This window comes from Paracoccus nototheniae, from assembly GCF_004335005.1.
In the GTDB taxonomy this organism is placed as follows: Bacteria; Pseudomonadota; Alphaproteobacteria; order Rhodobacterales; family Rhodobacteraceae; genus Paracoccus; species Paracoccus nototheniae.
In genome coordinates, this window is sequence record NZ_RQRT01000004.1 from 16,183 (window position 1) to 31,220 (window position 15,038).

Annotated in this window: 14 protein-coding genes; 6 read left to right on the top strand and 8 right to left on the bottom strand. The window is 66.6% G+C overall.

The window, feature by feature from the left end; all coding sequences use genetic code 11:
- Window positions 1–3: 3 nt before the first annotated feature.
- The 3 genes from EG885_RS03080 to EG885_RS03090 form a co-directional block, all read right to left on the bottom strand.
- Window positions 4–858 (bottom strand): carbohydrate ABC transporter permease, encoded by an 855-nt coding sequence (locus EG885_RS03080; RefSeq protein WP_131573014.1) that lies wholly within the window; start codon window positions 856–858, stop codon window positions 4–6.
- Entirely contained in the window at window positions 848–1,720 is an 873-nt protein-coding gene (locus EG885_RS03085) for a carbohydrate ABC transporter permease (protein ID WP_131573015.1), read from the bottom strand. The genes EG885_RS03080 and EG885_RS03085 overlap by 11 nt, the downstream gene beginning before the upstream one ends.
- A gap of 64 nt (window positions 1,721–1,784) precedes the next feature.
- A complete protein-coding gene (locus tag EG885_RS03090) occupies window positions 1,785–3,026 on the bottom strand; it encodes an ABC transporter substrate-binding protein (protein WP_131573016.1) in 1,242 nt (413 codons plus the stop codon).
- Between the two features lie 197 nt (window positions 3,027–3,223).
- On the opposite strand from EG885_RS03090, the gene EG885_RS03095 reads away from it, so the two are divergent.
- The 3 genes from EG885_RS03095 (at window position 3,224) to EG885_RS03105 (ending at window position 5,883) form a co-directional block, all read left to right on the top strand.
- Window positions 3,224–3,952, top strand: coding sequence for a response regulator transcription factor (locus EG885_RS03095; protein ID WP_131573017.1), 729 nt, complete (start codon window positions 3,224–3,226; stop codon window positions 3,950–3,952).
- Entirely contained in the window at window positions 3,939–5,363 is a 1,425-nt protein-coding gene (locus EG885_RS03100; protein ID WP_242679475.1) for a sensor histidine kinase, read from the top strand. The genes EG885_RS03095 and EG885_RS03100 overlap by 14 nt, the downstream gene beginning before the upstream one ends.
- Window positions 5,364–5,457: 94 nt before the next feature.
- Window positions 5,458–5,883, top strand: a complete 426-nt coding sequence (locus EG885_RS03105; protein WP_131573018.1) for a hypothetical protein — start codon at window positions 5,458–5,460, stop codon at window positions 5,881–5,883.
- 9 nt (window positions 5,884–5,892) lie between these two features.
- Here the strand turns inward: EG885_RS03105 and EG885_RS03110 are convergent, their stop codons facing one another.
- From EG885_RS03110 to EG885_RS03120, 3 genes are read right to left on the bottom strand one after another with little or no spacing between them, the layout of a single operon-like run.
- Window positions 5,893–6,633 carry an amino acid ABC transporter ATP-binding protein gene (locus tag EG885_RS03110; RefSeq protein WP_131573019.1) on the bottom strand — a complete coding sequence of 247 codons (741 nt, stop codon included), beginning with the start codon at window positions 6,631–6,633 and terminating at the stop codon, window positions 5,893–5,895.
- Entirely contained in the window at window positions 6,630–7,304 is a 675-nt protein-coding gene (locus EG885_RS03115) for an amino acid ABC transporter permease (RefSeq protein ID WP_131573020.1), read from the bottom strand. Before EG885_RS03115 ends, EG885_RS03110 begins: the two co-directional genes overlap by 4 nt.
- Window positions 7,305–8,060: an amino acid ABC transporter substrate-binding protein gene (locus tag EG885_RS03120; RefSeq protein WP_131573021.1), complete on the bottom strand. Its 756-nt coding sequence runs from the start codon at window positions 8,058–8,060 to the stop codon at window positions 7,305–7,307.
- Between the two features lie 395 nt (window positions 8,061–8,455).
- Between EG885_RS03120 and EG885_RS03125 the strand changes: the two genes are divergently transcribed.
- The 3 genes from EG885_RS03125 (at window position 8,456) to EG885_RS03135 (ending at window position 12,295) form a co-directional block, all read left to right on the top strand.
- Entirely contained in the window at window positions 8,456–10,090 is a 1,635-nt protein-coding gene (locus EG885_RS03125) for a DUF2125 domain-containing protein (protein ID WP_165571020.1), read from the top strand.
- A 77-nt stretch (window positions 10,091–10,167) separates the two neighbouring features.
- On the top strand, window positions 10,168–11,532 hold the full coding sequence (locus EG885_RS03130; RefSeq protein ID WP_131573023.1) for a TldD/PmbA family protein: 1,365 nt from the start codon (window positions 10,168–10,170) through the stop codon (window positions 11,530–11,532).
- Window positions 11,525–12,295 (top strand): 3'(2'),5'-bisphosphate nucleotidase CysQ, encoded by a 771-nt coding sequence (locus EG885_RS03135; protein ID WP_131573024.1) that lies wholly within the window; start codon window positions 11,525–11,527, stop codon window positions 12,293–12,295. Before EG885_RS03130 ends, EG885_RS03135 begins: the two co-directional genes overlap by 8 nt.
- A 26-nt stretch (window positions 12,296–12,321) precedes the next feature.
- Here the strand turns inward: EG885_RS03135 and EG885_RS03140 are convergent, their stop codons facing one another.
- Together EG885_RS03140 and EG885_RS03145 are read right to left on the bottom strand one after the other, a co-directional pair.
- A complete protein-coding gene (locus tag EG885_RS03140; RefSeq protein WP_242679476.1) occupies window positions 12,322–12,963 on the bottom strand; it encodes a PqiC family protein in 642 nt (213 codons plus the stop codon).
- Between the two features lie 2 nt (window positions 12,964–12,965).
- Complete coding sequence (locus EG885_RS03145) at window positions 12,966–15,017, bottom strand: PqiB family protein (RefSeq protein ID WP_242679477.1); 2,052 nt, start codon at window positions 15,015–15,017, stop codon at window positions 12,966–12,968.
- Window positions 15,018–15,038 lie beyond the last annotated feature (21 nt).

Below are 15,038 nucleotides of genomic sequence, written 5' to 3' on the forward strand. Positions count from 1 at the left end.
GGGTTATCCCTTGACGCTGCCGGCGGTCAGGCCGCGGATGAAATACTTGCCGGCGACGACATAGACCAGCAGCGTGGGCAGGGCGGCGATGATCGCGGCTGCCATGTCCACGTTGTAGGCTTTGACGCCGGTGGTGGAGTTGACGATGTTGTTCAGCGCGACGGTCACGGGTTGCGACCCGGCCCCGCTGAAGCTGACCCCGAACAGGAAGTCGTTCCAGATCTGCGTGAACTGCCAGATGACCGACACGGTGATGATCGGCAGCGAGATGGGCAGGAAGATCGACCAGAAGATGCGGAAGAACCCCGCCCCGTCGACCTTGGCCGCACGGACCAGTTCCTGCGGAATGGTGACGTAATAATTGCGGAAGAACAGCGTGGTGAATCCCAGCCCGTAAACGACATGGACGAAGATCAGCCCCGGGATGGTGCCCGCGATTCCCATCAGGCCCAGCATCTGCGCCATCGGCAGCAGCACGACCTGAAACGGGATGAAGCAGCCGAACAGGATCGCCGCGAACAGCAGGTTCGCGCCCCGGAATTTCCATTGCGCAAAGACATAGCCGTTCAGCGCCCCGATCACGGTCGAGATCATCACGGCGGGCACCGCCATCAGGACCGAATTCCAGAAGAACGGGCGCAGGCCTTCGCATTGCGTGCCCGCGCAGGCGGTGGACCAGGCCTCGGCCCAGGGGGCGAAGGTGATGTCGCGCGGCAGGGACAGCAGGCTGCCGGTGCGGATCTCCTCGAGGCTTTTCAGCGAGGTCGTCAACATGACGAACAGCGGCATCAGATAGAACAGGGCGAACAGGATCAGGATCCCGTAAAGGCCCCAACGCAGCAGGGTTTTACTGGTCACGGCGGGGCCTCAATTCACTGTAGAGATAGGGGACGACGATGGCAAAGATGACCATCATCATGATCATGGCGCTGGACGCCGCCTGCCCCAGATCACCGCGCGAAAAGGCCATCGCATACATATAGGTTGCGGGCAGATCGGTGGCATAGCCGGGGCCGCCACCGGTCAGCGCGATGACCAGATCAAAGGCCTTGATGGCCAGATGGGCCAGCACGATGAAGGCCGACAGAAAGATCGGCGCCATCGTCGGGATGATGATCGCGGAATAGATGCGGTGGGTGGGGATGCCGTCCACCTGTGCGGCGCGGATGATTTCGCTGTCGACCGACCGCAGACCGGCCAGAAACAGCGCCATCACGAACCCCGAGGCTTGCCAGACGGCGGCCAGAACGACGGTATAGATCGCCATGTCCGGCTGGATCAGCCAGTCGAAGGTGAAATCCTCGAACCCCCAGCCCCGGATGGCCTGCTGGATGCCCAGACCGGGGTTCAGGATCCATTTCCACGCCGTGCCGGTCACGATCAGCGACAGGGCCATCGGATACAGATAGATGGTGCGCAGCACGCCCTCGGCCCGGATCTTCTGATCCAGAAAGATCGCCAGCATCAGCCCGATCACCATGGAAATCACGATGAACAGTCCGCCAAAGATGAACAGGTTGTTCATCGCCACATCCCAACGCGGCGCGGCGAACAGGCGGGTGTATTGCGTGACACCGTCCAGTTCATAGCGCGGCATCAGCCGCGAGCGGGTAAAGCTGATCCATGCCGTCCAGGCGATGAAGCCATAGACAAAGACCAGAATCGCCACAAAGGACGGTGCCAGGACCACCTTGGGCACATTGCGTTCAAGCCATTCCATTTCCGGTATCCCCAAAGAAAAACCCCGCGCCCGGACCGGGGCGCGGGGGGTGGTCAGGCCGTGATCACATCGCGTTGGCGACGGCGTCCGACAGTTGCTGAACGGCGTCATCCGACGACATGTCGCTGTTGAAATGCGCGGTCACCACATCGGTGATCGCACCGGCGGGCGCGCCGCGCAGGGCCATGCCATGGGCATAGCTGGGCAGCAGCGATCCGTCTTCGGCATCCGCCGTCATGTCGGCATTGGACTGGGTGGCGCAATCGTCGAAATCATCCAGCGCCACATCGGTGCGCGCCGGGATCGAGCCCTTGTTCAGGTTGAATGTGTGCTGGAATTCCGGCCCCATGATCAGGCTGGCCAGCAGCGCCTGCCCTTGCTGCTTGTCCTCGCCGTCCAGCTCGAAAAAGGCAAAGCTGTCGACATTGTACAGGAAGCCCTCGCCCGGGGTCGGGGCGCAGACGAAATCGACGCCCGGCACCTTGCCTGCGGCCAGAAACTCGCCCTTGGCCCAGTCACCCATGATCTGGAAGGCGGCCTCGCCGTTCATGACCATCGCCGTGGCCAGATTCCAATCGCGACCCGAGAAGTTGTCATCGACATAGCCGCGAATGACCCGCATCTCGTCAAAGACCGACTTCATCGTGTCCGAGGTCAGCGCCTCGGGGTCCAGATCGACCAGCGACTGCTGATAGAATTCCGGCCCGCCCAAGCCCAGCACGACGGTTTCGAAGATCGTCGCATCCTGCCAGTTCTGGCCGCCATGGGCCAAGGGCGTCACGCCCGCCGCCTGCAGCTTTTCGGCAGCGGCGTTGAATTCTTCCCAGGTGGTCGGCATGGTGATGCCGTTATCGTCCAGGATCTGCTTGTTGCCCCAGATCCAGTTGACGCGGTGCACATTGACGGGCGCGGCACACCACTGGCCTTCGCATTTCATATGCTCGGCGATCTGGGCGGGCAGGACGGCGTCCCAGCCATTTTCCTCGGCCACGGGGCCGATATCGGCCAGACCGGTTTCTTCGTACCACTCCTGAATGGCGGGGCCCTTCAGCTGCACGGCGGTCGGGGCATTGCCCGACAGGACGCGGGCGCGCAGCGCGGTCATCGCGGCGTCACCGCCGCCGCCTGCCACGGGCATGTCGGTCCAGGTGCCGCCCTGGGCTGCGAACTGCTCCTGCAGCACGGCGACGGATTTCGCCTCGCCGCCCGAGGTCCACCAATGCAGGACTTCGGCGGTGGGTTCGGCCATGGCGGGCACGGCCAGCATCACGGCAGTCGAGGCTGCCAGTACGGATTTCAGGGTCATGGATCCTCCCAGATCTTGCTTGCGCGGATGATCGCCTCCGCGTGTGGCAGGATCATGCCAAATCCCCAGCCATGTCCGCAACGCAGGACAGCCATGCAAAATGCAGATTTCGGATCGTTACGTTACAGTCTGTTACGCAAGCCCCCCGGTCCGGTGTAGAACGACCGCAAGGGAGGATCCGTCATGAGCCTGCACCCATGAGCCTGCACCGACTGCTGCTGGTCGAGGATGATGCCGACATGGCCGCGATGCTGGCCGCCTATCTGCAACGGCAGGGCTTTCACGTCGCCTGCGCCCATGACCGGGCGGGCGCGCTGGCGGCGCTGCGGGGCGGGCGTGTCGATCTGATCCTGCTGGACGTGTCCCTGGGCGATGACAACGGCGTGCAGATCTGCGCCGAGATCCGCGAGGCGCAGGACGTGCCGATCATCATGGTCAGCGCGCTGTCTGCGGATCATCAGCGCATGGCGGGATACGAGGTCGGCGCCGATGATTACATCGCCAAGCCCTTCAACCCCGACCTGCTGCTGGCCCGCATCCGCGCGGTGCTGCGCCGGGCCGGGCGCGTGCCCAGCCTGTCGCACCGGCGTCGCGACAGCCTGCTGCGCTTTGCCGGCTGGCGCTATGACGCCCGGCGCGACGAGGTGACGGCGCCCGGCGGCTGGCAGGTCTCGCTGTCCTCGCGCGAGACGGCGTTGCTGCGGGTGTTTCTGGCCAATCCGCTGATCCCCCTGACGCGCGAGGAAATCGCCGCCGCTCTGGACGATGACGAGACTGCGGACGGGGCCGCCGATGGCGCTGCCGGGGGCCGCGCCATCGACATGCTGGTGGGCCGCCTGCGCCACAAGACCGAGGCCGGTCTGATCCGCACCGAACGCGGCCTTGGCTATGTGCTGACGACCGAGGTCACGCGTGAGCCTCAGTGACCGGCTCAGCCTGCGGGGGCTGGCCAGCCTGTGGGTGGTGCTGGCGATGGTCGCGGGCGGCGCGGCGGTCTGGCTGTGGATGGCCAGCGACGCGGCATGGCGCGCGCATCTGGACCGCGCCTATGTGGCCGGGCTGGCGCTGGCCGACGGTCTGGACAATGGCAGCCCCCTGCCCGACGGTCTGGCGCTGATCCAGCTGGATGCGGCGCCCGGCCTGCCGCCCGGATGGCGCCAGACGGTGCTGACCCTGACCGGCGGCGGACGCCCCGATCTGGCGCGCGGCGCGCGGCTGTCGCTGCGCATCCAGTCGCCCGACATCCTGTATCCGGCCGCCGGGGTGGAGAGCTTCGGCGGCGGCAGTCAGGCGACGGGGCTGGCCTCGGTCACCCGCCTTCTGGCGCGGTTCTGCAGCGATCCGCGCCTGTTCGTACAGCAGGACAGCGGGCCGTGGATGCGCATCGACGGGGCGGCGGTCTGGGGCTGCGATGCGGCACCCCCCGACCGGCGGCTTTGGGCCGGGGCGCTGGCCCTTGGCGCGCTGGCGCTGCTGCTGGGCTGGGTGGCGGGGATTTCCGGCGCCTTTACCGATTTCGCCCGCGCGCTTGGCGATCACCGGGCGCGCAATGCCGCCCTGCCGGTGGGCGGCGTGGCCGAGCTGCGCCAGACCGCGCAGGCCGTGAACGCCTATGTCGCGCAGGACCGCGCCGCGTTGGAAAACCGCGCGCTGGTCCTGTCGGGGGTCAGCCATGATCTGGGCACCCCCGCCACCCGCCTGCGCCTGCGCTGCGCGATGATCGGGGATGCCGATCTGCGCGCCCGGCTGGAACGCGACATCGACCAGATGACGGTGATGATCGACGGTGTGCTGACCTATACCCGCGCCGAGATCGGGGCAGAGCCGTTCCGCGATCTGTCCCTGACCTCGCTGGCCGAGGCGGTGGTGGCCGATTATCAGGATGTCGGCCTGCCCGTGTCCCTGCGCGCAGCCGCTGCCCGGCCCACCCGTGCGGGCACGCTGTTTTCCCGACAGACCAGCCGTCCGGCGGCCCGCACAACGGCAGAGCCCCATGCAATGCTGATGCGCGGCCAGCCCACCGCCCTTCGGCGCGCGCTGTCGAACCTGATCGACAATGCCCTGAAATACGGGCGAGAAGCCGTGGTGATGTCCGATGCCGATGCGGACGAGGTCTGGATCACCGTCACCGATCGCGGATCGGTCCTGACCGGCGACGATCTGGCGCGGCTGACCGGGGCCTTTCAGCGCGGCGAGAATGCGGGTGCGGCGACCGGGGTGGGTCTGGGTCTGGCGATCGTGTCCACCATCGCCGCTCAGCACGGTGGCAGGCTGGAATTTCACCGACGCTCCGAGGGGGTCGAGGCGCGTCTGATCCTGTCGCGGCGTTGGGCCTGACGCGCCTGCCGGATCGGAGCATAGGCAGAAAAACGGAACCTTGCGGTCAAACTCTGCGTTTTCAACACATAGACGCATTAAAAGGCCTTTCATCATGACCCGCACAGATCGCATCGTCCGCCTTGGCATTGCCGGCAGCGTCGCCTTGCTGAGCGCCATGCCCGCCCTTGCGGCCAGCCCCTCGGATCCGACCGTGCAGGTCTGGAGCGCGATGCGGGGCACCGAACCCGCCGCCCTGCTGGCTTCGATCGACAGCTTGCCGGTGTCGGAGCTGGCCATCGACGATCAGCCCTATTGCGCTGCCGATGGCGAAATCGCGGCGACGCTGGAACAGGATTTCAACGAACATCCCGTCGATCTGGACAATGCCAGCGGGACCGAGCTGTGGGGGTCCGATCTGATGGGCACCTGGACGCTGGTCGCCCCGCGCGAAGATGACACGAGTTGCATCATCGCCAGCGGCATCGGTTTCACGACCGACAAGACCGCCGAGGCTTTCTACACCATCGCCGGTCTGTAAGTCAGGCGCCTAGCCGACCCGGCGCAGAAATGCGCGGGTCCGGTCGTCCTGAGCGTTTCCGAACATTTGTTCCGGTGGCCCCTGTTCGACGATCCTTCCGCCTTCCATGAACACGATCCGGTCCGCGATCTCGCGGGCGAACTGCATTTCATGGGTGACGATCAGCATTGTCTGGCGACCATCGGCGATGCGGCGGATCAGGTCCAGAACCTCGCCCACCCATTCGGGGTCCAGCGCGCTGGTCGGTTCGTCAAACAGCATCAGATCCGCATCCAGCGCCATGGCCCGCCCGATTCCGACGCGCTGTTGCTGACCGCCCGACATGGCGGCGGGATAGCTGTCGCCCCGGTCGGCCAGCCCGATCTGGGCCAGAATATCGCTGGCCCGCGCATCGGCCTTGGCCTTGGACCAGCCGCGCACGGTCGTCAGCCCCTCGGTGATATTGGCCCGCGCGGTCTTGTTGGCAAACAGCGCATAGTTCTGAAACACGAACCCCGTCCGCCGCCGCAGGGCCAAGATATCCGACGCCTTGGCACGCGCGGCGTCCACGCTGACGTCGCCCATACGGATGATCCCTTCCTCGGGTCGATCCAGATAGTTCAGGCAGCGCAGCAGGGTCGATTTGCCGGTGCCCGAGGGGCCGATGATCGCCACCCGCTCTCCGGGTTCAAGACACAGGTCGATGCCGTTCAGCACGGTGTTGGTGCCGAACCGCTTGACCAACCCGGTGATCTCGATCTGACAGCTCATCGTGCCACCGCCTTTCCAAGGCTCAGTTCAAGCCGCCTTTGGCCCACCGACAACGTCTCGACGATGACCCAGTAAGACAGCGCGACGACCAGAAACGCCTCCAGATACAGGAAACTGCCGGCGGCTTCCTTTTGCGCGGCGCCCATCATCTCGGTCACGCCAAGGGTAAAGGCCAGCGAGGTGCTTTTGATCATGTCGATGAAATAATTCATCAGCGTCGGCGCCGCCGTGCGCGCGGCTTGCGGCAGGATGATCCGGCGCAGCAGCTGGCCCCGCGTCATGCCAACCGATTGGGCGGCCTCCCACTGGCTGCGATCGACGCCCAGAATGGCGCCCCGGATGCTTTCCGCCATATAGGCCGAGAAATGCAGCGTCAGACCGATGATCGCCGCCGTCACGCCGTCAATCCCGGTCATCGCGGGAAAGACCTGCGGCAGGCCGAAATAGAACAGGAACAGCTGCACCAGCAGCGGCGTGCCGCGAAAAAAGCTGATGAACACCGCCACCACGCGATCCAGCACCGGCACGCGCAGCACCCGCACGATGGCCAGCGCCGACCCAAGGGTCAGCGCCGCGACCATCGCGACCACCGCCATGAACAGCGTCAGGGGCACATATCCCGCGATGACCGGGACCAGATCCCACATATAGGCGGTGTCCAGCGGGCGCATCTATTCGGTCGCAGGCGCGGTCACGTCCGCATCAAGCCATTTTTCCGAAATCCCGGTCAGGGTGCCATCCTCTTTCAGCGTGGTGATCGCGGCATCCACGCGGTCGCGCAGGGCCTGACCTTCGGCATCGTTGCGAAATGGCAGGGCGTTGCGGATTTCCGAGAAGGGCTCCCCCGCCAATGCCAGGGGCAGCGGGCTTTGCGCGATGACCTGAGCGGACGACACGCGGTCCATCACAAAGGCATCGACCCGGCCAAGGGCGGTGTCCTGTTCGATATTGCTTTCATAGGTGCGGATGTCGATCTGATCCGCGTTCGGCAGTTCCCGCAGCAACTGTTCAAAATTCGACCCCAGATTGACCGCGACGGTCTTGCCCGACAGGCTGTCGGGACCGGTCACCTCGGCCTCGTTGCCGGCGCGGGTCACGACCTGCGCGCCGTCAAAGACATAGGGCTGGGTAAAGGCGAAGGCCGCCTCGCGTTCCGGGGTGATGGTGATCTGGTTGGCGATCGTGTCGATGCGGCCCGATTCCAACGCGCCGATCAGGCCGGAAAAGGACATGGTCACGAATTCGACCTCGTCCCCGGTCTCTGCGGCCACGGCGTTGAGGAAATCGACCTCGAACCCCTGCAGCTGGTCGGCACGGGTGAATGTAAAGGGGAAATAGCCCCCCGACATGCCGACGCGGATCGTGTCGGCTGCGGCGGGCAGGGCAGTGGTCAGGGCCAGAACGGCGGCGACGGCAAGTTTGCGCATCGGAAATCTCCTTTGGGTCTTGGCCCTTACCTGCGATCTGACGCATCGGTTCACAAGGCTGTGGCGATCAGAAAAGAACGAACATCCCGGCCCGGCGCCGCTTGGCACACCGGCCTTGCGGGCGAAACGACGGGCCGCGAACATCGTTCCGCGCCGGGCACCGGGTTCTGCGATGCGACCAGCCCGGCCGGGTCATGCCCCGACTTGGCCCGACATGCCGCGCGATGCCGCGCGGGGGGGGCAGACCGCACGACGACGGCTCCGTCGGGGCGGCCGATCGTCAGCAGGGACAGGCCCGCCCGATGCCGGCTGCGGATCACGACTTGTTCCCTTTCCCTTTCGGCGGCACTGTGTCAGGAATGCCACGCCACTTGGAATTGCGAAAGGTTTTCATCATGCACCGTCCCCTTGCAACCTCGGCCATCGCGCTGATTCTGGCTGCAGGCCCCGTGTTCGCGGATGTGACGCCGAACGAGGTCTGGCAAAGCCTGCAGGACAGCTATGAGGACATGGGCTATCAGGTCGATGTCGGAACCGAGGAAGGGTCCGGCGACACGCTGACGCTGACCGATGTGACCCTGACCGCCGCCGAAGACGACAGCACCGACATGACGCTGATCATGCCGCGGATCGAATTCACCGCGACCGGTGATGGCGGCGTGCGGTCGGTGATCGACGGGCAGATGACGCTGGAAATGCGCGACACCGGCCCCGAGGGCGAGGAAATCGGCTTTGCCATGACCATGGACGCGCCGGGGAACGAGACGATCTCGACCGGCACGCTGGAGGCGATGCAGCACGATTTCACCATGCCGACGCTGATGATCGAAGGCCGCGCGCTGGATGATGTGAACACTGTCCCGGTGACCGCGACCCTGACCAATGTCACCGGCACCCAGACCGTCACCACCGCCACGGACGGCAGCGCGACCCAGACCGGTCAGGGCCGGGCAGAGGCGGTCGAGATGCAGATCACCGCGACCGGCCCCTCGCCGACGCTGGAAGACCCGACACTTGAAGACCCGGCGCTGGAAGACGACATGACGAATGGCGCGGGCGATGATGCGGCGACGGAGGGCACGGCCACCGCCGAACCCGCACCGGACGCCACCGACAGCTTTGGCGCGACCCTGCGCATCGCCGATCTGACCTTCGAGGGCGAAGGCACCACCCCGGCAGGCGAGGTCAGCTTTGGCAGCCAGCCCTCCGAGGCGCTGAAGGCCGGATTTTCCGGTCGGGGCAGCTTTGCCACGGGCGAAATGACCGGCCAGTTCACCTCGGACGTGGCGGCGCTGGAGGGCGGGTCCAGCCAGTCCAGCGGCGATTTCAGCGCCGCCAGCGGCACGCTGGCCGTGTCGATGAGCGAGGAGGGCCTGACCTATGAGGGCTCGACCACCGACATGCAGACCAGCCTGACCTCGACCGATATGCCCTTCCCGATCTCTTATGTGGCGGCGCTGAACAGCTTCCGGCTGGCGATGCCGGTCGTCGCATCCGAGGCGGAGCAGCCGTTTTCACTGCGCTATGTGCTGGAAGGTCTGACGCTGGACGACGCGATCTGGCAGGCGATGGACCCCGAAAGCACGCTGCCCCGCGATCCGGCCAGCCTGTCCATAGATCTCGAGGGGCAGACGGTTCTGACCCAGGATTTCATGGACCCCGACTACATGGAAGGCACCGCGACCGGACCTGACGGCGAACCGCAGATGCCGTTCCTGCCGCGCAGCCTGTCGATCAAGGACATCTCGCTGGATGCCGTCGGCGCCAGCATGCAGATGGCGGGCGATCTGACCTTTGGCGACGATCCCAGCCAGCCGGTCGGCACGGTCGAGGGCACGTTCTCGGGCATCAACACGCTGCTGGATCGTCTGGTGCAGATGGGCGTCGTCCCGCAAGAGCAACTGATGGGTCCGCGCATGATGCTGGCGATGTTCGCCCGCCCGGTCGAGGGCAACCCCGACCAGCTGCAGACCGAGCTGGAGTTCCGCGAGGGCGGATCGATCTTCGCCAATGGCCAGCAGATCCAGTAATCTGCGCGCTTGGGGCCGGGGCGTCATGCGCCCCGGTCTTTATCATCTGCAAACCTTTTTCCGGTAAGAACCCCCTCATGACCAGCGATCCCGCAGATCCCTTTCGCCTGAAGCGTCTGGCCGAGGCGCTGATCGATGCCGCCCGCAAGGCCGGGGCCGATCAGGCCGACGCGCTGGCCGTCGATGGCCGCGCGATCGGCATCGACGTGCGCGCGGGCGGGCTGGAACAGGCCGAACGGTCCGAAGGGATCGAGATCGGGCTGCGCGTTCTGACCGGCGGACGGCAGGCGGCAGTGTCGTCATCGGATCACGGGGACGCGGCCATCGCCCAGATGGCCGCCCGCGCCGTCGCCATGGCGCGCGAGGCGCCGGTGGACGATCATCTGGGGCTGGCCGATCCATCACAACTGGCCACGCGCCGCGATGCCGCTTATCTGGACATCGCCGAGGATGCGCCGGAACCCGACCCCGCCCATCTGCAGGACATGGCCTTGCGCGCCGAGGCTGCCGCCCTGTCCGTGCGTGGCATTGCCCAGGTCGAGGCCGCCAATGCCAGCTACAGCCACCGCCGCATGTGGCTGGCGGCGTCGAACGGGTTTTCGGGCGGCTATGCGCGGACAGGGCATGCCCTGTCGGTCGTCGCCATCACCGGCGAAGGACTGGGGATGGAGCGTGACTACGCGGGCGAATCCCGCGTCTATGCCGCCGATCTGCCCAGCCCGGAAGAAATCGGCGCCTTGGCCGCCGAACGCACGCTGGCCCGCGCCGGGGCTCGAAAGCCGCCGACCGGCGCGTTTCCGATCCTGTATGACCGCCGCGTTTCGGCCTCGCTGATCGGGCATCTGCTGTCGGCGGTGAATGGCAGCGCCATCGCGCGCGGGGCCAGCTGGCTGCGCCGCGATCTGGGCGAGGGCGTGCTGCCCCCCGGCATGGATCTGACAGAAGACCCGCTGCGCCCGCGCTATCCCTCGTCCCGGCCCTTCGATGCCGAGGGGCTGGCGACGCGGTCGCGGCTGATCGTCGCCAATGGCGTTCTGCAGGGATGGACGCTGGATCTGGCCACCGGGCGCAAGCTGGGGATGGACAGCACCGCATCCGCCGCGCGGGGGCTGGCCTCGGCCCCGCAGCCCAGCCACAGCAATGTCGTGCTGACGTCGGGCCGGTTCAGCCAGCCCGATCTGATCGCCCAGATGGGGCGCGGGCTGGTCGTGACCTCGATGCTGGGGGCCTCGGTCAATGGCACGACGGGGGATTATTCGCGGGGCGCTGCCGGGTTCTGGGTCGAAAACGGCCAGATCGCCTATCCGGTCAACGAATGCACCATCGCGGGCAATCTGCGCGAGATGCTGATGACCCTGATCGCCGCCGACGATGCCCTGCCCTGGCGCGGGACCGAGGTGCCCAGCCTGCTGGTCGAGGGCATGACCGTTGCCGGTGCCTGAGGCCGATCTGGCCCTGCTGACCGAAGCGGCCCGTGATGCGGGCCGGATCGCCCTGCGATACTGGCGCCGCGATCCGCAGGCCTGGGACAAGGGCGGCGATGCAGGCCCGGTGACCGAGGCCGATCTGGCCGTCAACGACGCGCTGGAGGCCCGGCTGATGGCCGCGCGGCCCGATTACGGCTGGCTGTCCGAGGAAAGCGAGGCCGATCCGGCACGGCTGGATGCGCGGCGCTGTTTCATCATCGACCCGATCGACGGCACCCGCGCCTTTATCGACGGGCAGGACGGGTTTTCCCATTCGCTGGCGATTGCCCAGGGCGATGACATCATCGCCGCCGTCGTGCATCTGCCGGTACTGGATCTGACCTATACCGCCTTTGCCGGGGGACCGGCACTGCTGAACGGCGCGCCCATCGCGCCCACCGATGCCGATATCGACGGCGCGCGGGTGCTGACCTATCGCGCGGTGACCGAGGATGCGAACTGGCGCGGCGCCCTGCCGCCCTTTCGGCGGGAATTCCGATCCTCGCTGGCATGGCGGCTGTGTCTGGCGGCCGAGGGGCGGTTCGACGCGGCCCTGTCGCTGCGGGCCGCGTGGGAATGGGACATCGCGGCGGGCAGCCTGATCGCCGAACGCGCGGGCGCAACGGTCAGCGACCGGCGCGGCCAGCCGATGCGGTTCAACAGCCCCCGCGCGCAGGTCGACGGGCTGGTCGTCGCGGGCGCGCGGCTGCATGGGCAATTGCTGGCAGAACTGGCCTGACAGGCCGTCTCAGACCCCAACCCTGATCAGAACAGCGGCGGCAGCTCGAATTCATTCCCGGCGGGCACGGTGGTGGCGATCGTGGCGCCCGGCCCCGACAGCTGCGCGATCTGCTGCGCCAGCAGAGAGATCGCCTGACTGGCCGCAGCCGCCGTGGCCGCAGGCCCCTGGGCGGTCATCGGCACGCGGATATCGAAGCTGCGCGCATGATTGGTCCCGCCGCCGGACAGACCGTCATCGGACACGAAATACCGTCCCGACAGGCGATAGCTGTTATCGGCCCCGGCCAGCGCGCGTTCGACCCGCACCTCCAGCCGCCGGGCCGGGGGCTGGGCCAGCGGCCAGGGTTCGCCGATGACAGTCGCGCCGGACACTTCGCCGATGGCGCGGGCCAGCGTGGTGGTGAAGGCGCGCGACGGGCTGTCGGCCCACAGATCGTCGGGGTTCGAGCGCACGGCGCCGTCGGGGGTCTGGTACGCGACCTCCTGATCGCCTGCATATTCGGGCAGGGACACGTCCTTCAGCTCGGCCGTGCCAAGGCGGTTCGGCACCTGCACCCCGGCGGTGGGCGGGTCGATCAGATAACGGCCCGTATCCTCGGGGTTGGAACAGGCGGCCAGAAGGCTGGTGCCAAGCAGGGCCAGAAGGGGCAGGGCGGAATGCATCATGTCTATCGTCCCAGGATGAAGGCGCGGGGATTGCGTTCGATCAGCCGGGCGACCGAGCCGATGGATTGGGTGGCACGACGCAGCTCGCGGAGCGCGCCGATCAGTTCACTGTTAAAGGCCGAACGGTCGCCATAGCTGGCAAACAGCGTATCGGCGCGCACGGCAGTCTGTTGCAGCCGCGCGATCAGGTCGGGCAGCTGCTGGACGGACGCGGCGATCTGATCCGCCGCCGTGCTGGCCGAATCCAGCGCATTGTTCAGGCTGCCGACCGCCCCGCCATCGCGCAGATCGTTCAGCAGACCGGTCGCGGCCTCCAGTGTGCTGGACAGGTTGCGGGGCAGCTGTTCGGCATCTTCGCTGCCCAGCATGGCGCGCAGATCGGCCAGGATGCCCTCGGCCTGCAGGCTGATCTCGGCAAAACCGAATTCCTCGACCGAGGCGGCGGCGATCTCGATCTGTTCGACCATTTCGGGGACGCCGACCGTCGCCTCGCTGACGGCGGTAAAGGCGGCAGAGGCCTCGTCCAGCATCCGGGCCAGCGTCTGGCCGCTGTCGGCCTCGCGCAGATCGGTGGTGATCGCGCTGATATCGGCCAAAGCCAGACTGCCGCCCTCGATCGCCTCGCGCAACGCGGCGGGGATGGCGCGGGTGTCCTGGGACGTGGCCAGCGCGGTCACGCTGTCCATCATGTCGCGGGCCGAAGTCAGAACCTCTTCGATGGGCAGATTGCCAAGGCGGTTGACCAGACCCTGCGCGCTGGCGGTGAAATCGTCCAGATCCCCCTCGACCGAGGGGATCAGCGGGTTCGGTTCGGCCGTGGTATCGATGCTGGCGGCTTCCGCGCCGGGGATCTGAACCAGTTCGACCATCAGGGTGGTGCCAAGGAATCCGGCGCTGGCGACGCGCCCGCGCAAGCCATCCCGGACCTCTTCGGTCAAAAGCGCCAGCGCATCGGCGGCGGTCGAGCCGTCCGGCAGGCCCAAGCGGCGCGGCGAGATCATCATCGTCACCAGCTGGCGGGGCTGCACGTTTCCGTCGCCTTCATCGGTCAGGCTGACCGCCAGATCGATGACCCGCCCGACCCTCAGGCCCTGATATTGCACATCGGCGCCCTGCTCCAACCCTTCCAGACTGTCGTCGATCAGCATGCCAACCCGCAGCAGCGACGTGTCGTCATCGTCAAAGCGAGAGGCCCGCGCCGTGCCCTCGTCGGGCTGAACGGTGAATTCCTGACCGGGCTGGATTGGCGCACCGCCGCTGACGAAAGTCTCGAACGCGATGCCGCCCTGCAGCAGCGAGGACAGCGAATTGACATTCAGCGCCACGCCCTGCGCACCAAGCGACACCGAAAAGCCCGACGTGTCCCAGAAGACGCTGGCGCTGGTCAGCCGTTCGTTATGCGGCGCGTTCACGAAGGCATCGGCCAGTACGCGGTCGCTGCCGTCATCAAGCCGGATGTTTTCCATGCGACCGACCTCGACCCCGCGAAACAGGATCGGGGCGCCTTCGGACAACCCGTCGGCAGTGTCCATCGCCAGCGTGACCCAGCTGCCGGGCTGATCCTCTCGGACCAGGGGCGCACGTTCCAGTCCGACGAAGCGTTCCGCCGGGGCCGATACCTGGGAATCCCAGTAACCCTCGATAAAGGCACCGCTGAGCACCGTGTCCAGACGGGTCACCCCTTGGGCGCTGACCTGCGGGCGCACGATCCAGAAGGCGGCCTGATCGTCGATATATTGCGCGACATCGGTATCGACGCGGACAGAGACGACGACGCGGGACAGATCCTCGGTAAAGCGCACGCCTTCGACCCGGCCCACGGTGATCTCGCGAAAGCGCAGGGTGGTGTCGCCGGGGGTGATGCCGGTGGCGTCGGCAAATTCGATCTCGACGACGCTGCCGCGATCGCGAAACGCGTTCCATGCGATGCCAAGCGTCACGATCAGCGCCACGATCGGCACGATCCAGACGACGTTGATCCCGGCCTGCGCCGCGCGGTTGGCCGTCTTGCGCACCGGGCTGGCAGGTTGCAGGGGCGGGGGGGCATCACTCATCGGGTCGCTGTCCTTGGCCGT

What these genes read in the sequence shown, in the direction of transcription:
- EG885_RS03085 (WP_131573015.1), bottom strand. Translation starts at nt 1,720, where the DNA reads ATGGAATGGCTTGAACGCAATGTGCCCAAGGTGGTCCTGGCACCGTCC.
- EG885_RS03090 (WP_131573016.1), bottom strand. Translation starts at nt 3,026, where the DNA reads ATGACCCTGAAATCCGTACTGGCAGCCTCGACTGCCGTGATGCTGGCC.
- EG885_RS03125 (WP_165571020.1), top strand. Translation starts at nt 8,456, where the DNA reads ATGCACCGTCCCCTTGCAACCTCGGCCATCGCGCTGATTCTGGCTGCA.
- EG885_RS03140 (WP_242679476.1), bottom strand. Translation starts at nt 12,963, where the DNA reads ATGATGCATTCCGCCCTGCCCCTTCTGGCCCTGCTTGGCACCAGCCTT.
- EG885_RS03110 (WP_131573019.1), bottom strand. Translation starts at nt 6,633, where the DNA reads ATGAGCTGTCAGATCGAGATCACCGGGTTGGTCAAGCGGTTCGGCACC.
- EG885_RS03095 (WP_131573017.1), top strand. Translation starts at nt 3,224, where the DNA reads ATGAGCCTGCACCGACTGCTGCTGGTCGAGGATGATGCCGACATGGCC.
- EG885_RS03130 (WP_131573023.1), top strand. Translation starts at nt 10,168, where the DNA reads ATGACCAGCGATCCCGCAGATCCCTTTCGCCTGAAGCGTCTGGCCGAG.
- EG885_RS03115 (WP_131573020.1), bottom strand. Translation starts at nt 7,304, where the DNA reads ATGCGCCCGCTGGACACCGCCTATATGTGGGATCTGGTCCCGGTCATC.
- EG885_RS03145 (WP_242679477.1), bottom strand. Translation starts at nt 15,017, where the DNA reads ATGAGTGATGCCCCCCCGCCCCTGCAACCTGCCAGCCCGGTGCGCAAG.
- EG885_RS03120 (WP_131573021.1), bottom strand. Translation starts at nt 8,060, where the DNA reads ATGCGCAAACTTGCCGTCGCCGCCGTTCTGGCCCTGACCACTGCCCTG.
- EG885_RS03105 (WP_131573018.1), top strand. Translation starts at nt 5,458, where the DNA reads ATGACCCGCACAGATCGCATCGTCCGCCTTGGCATTGCCGGCAGCGTC.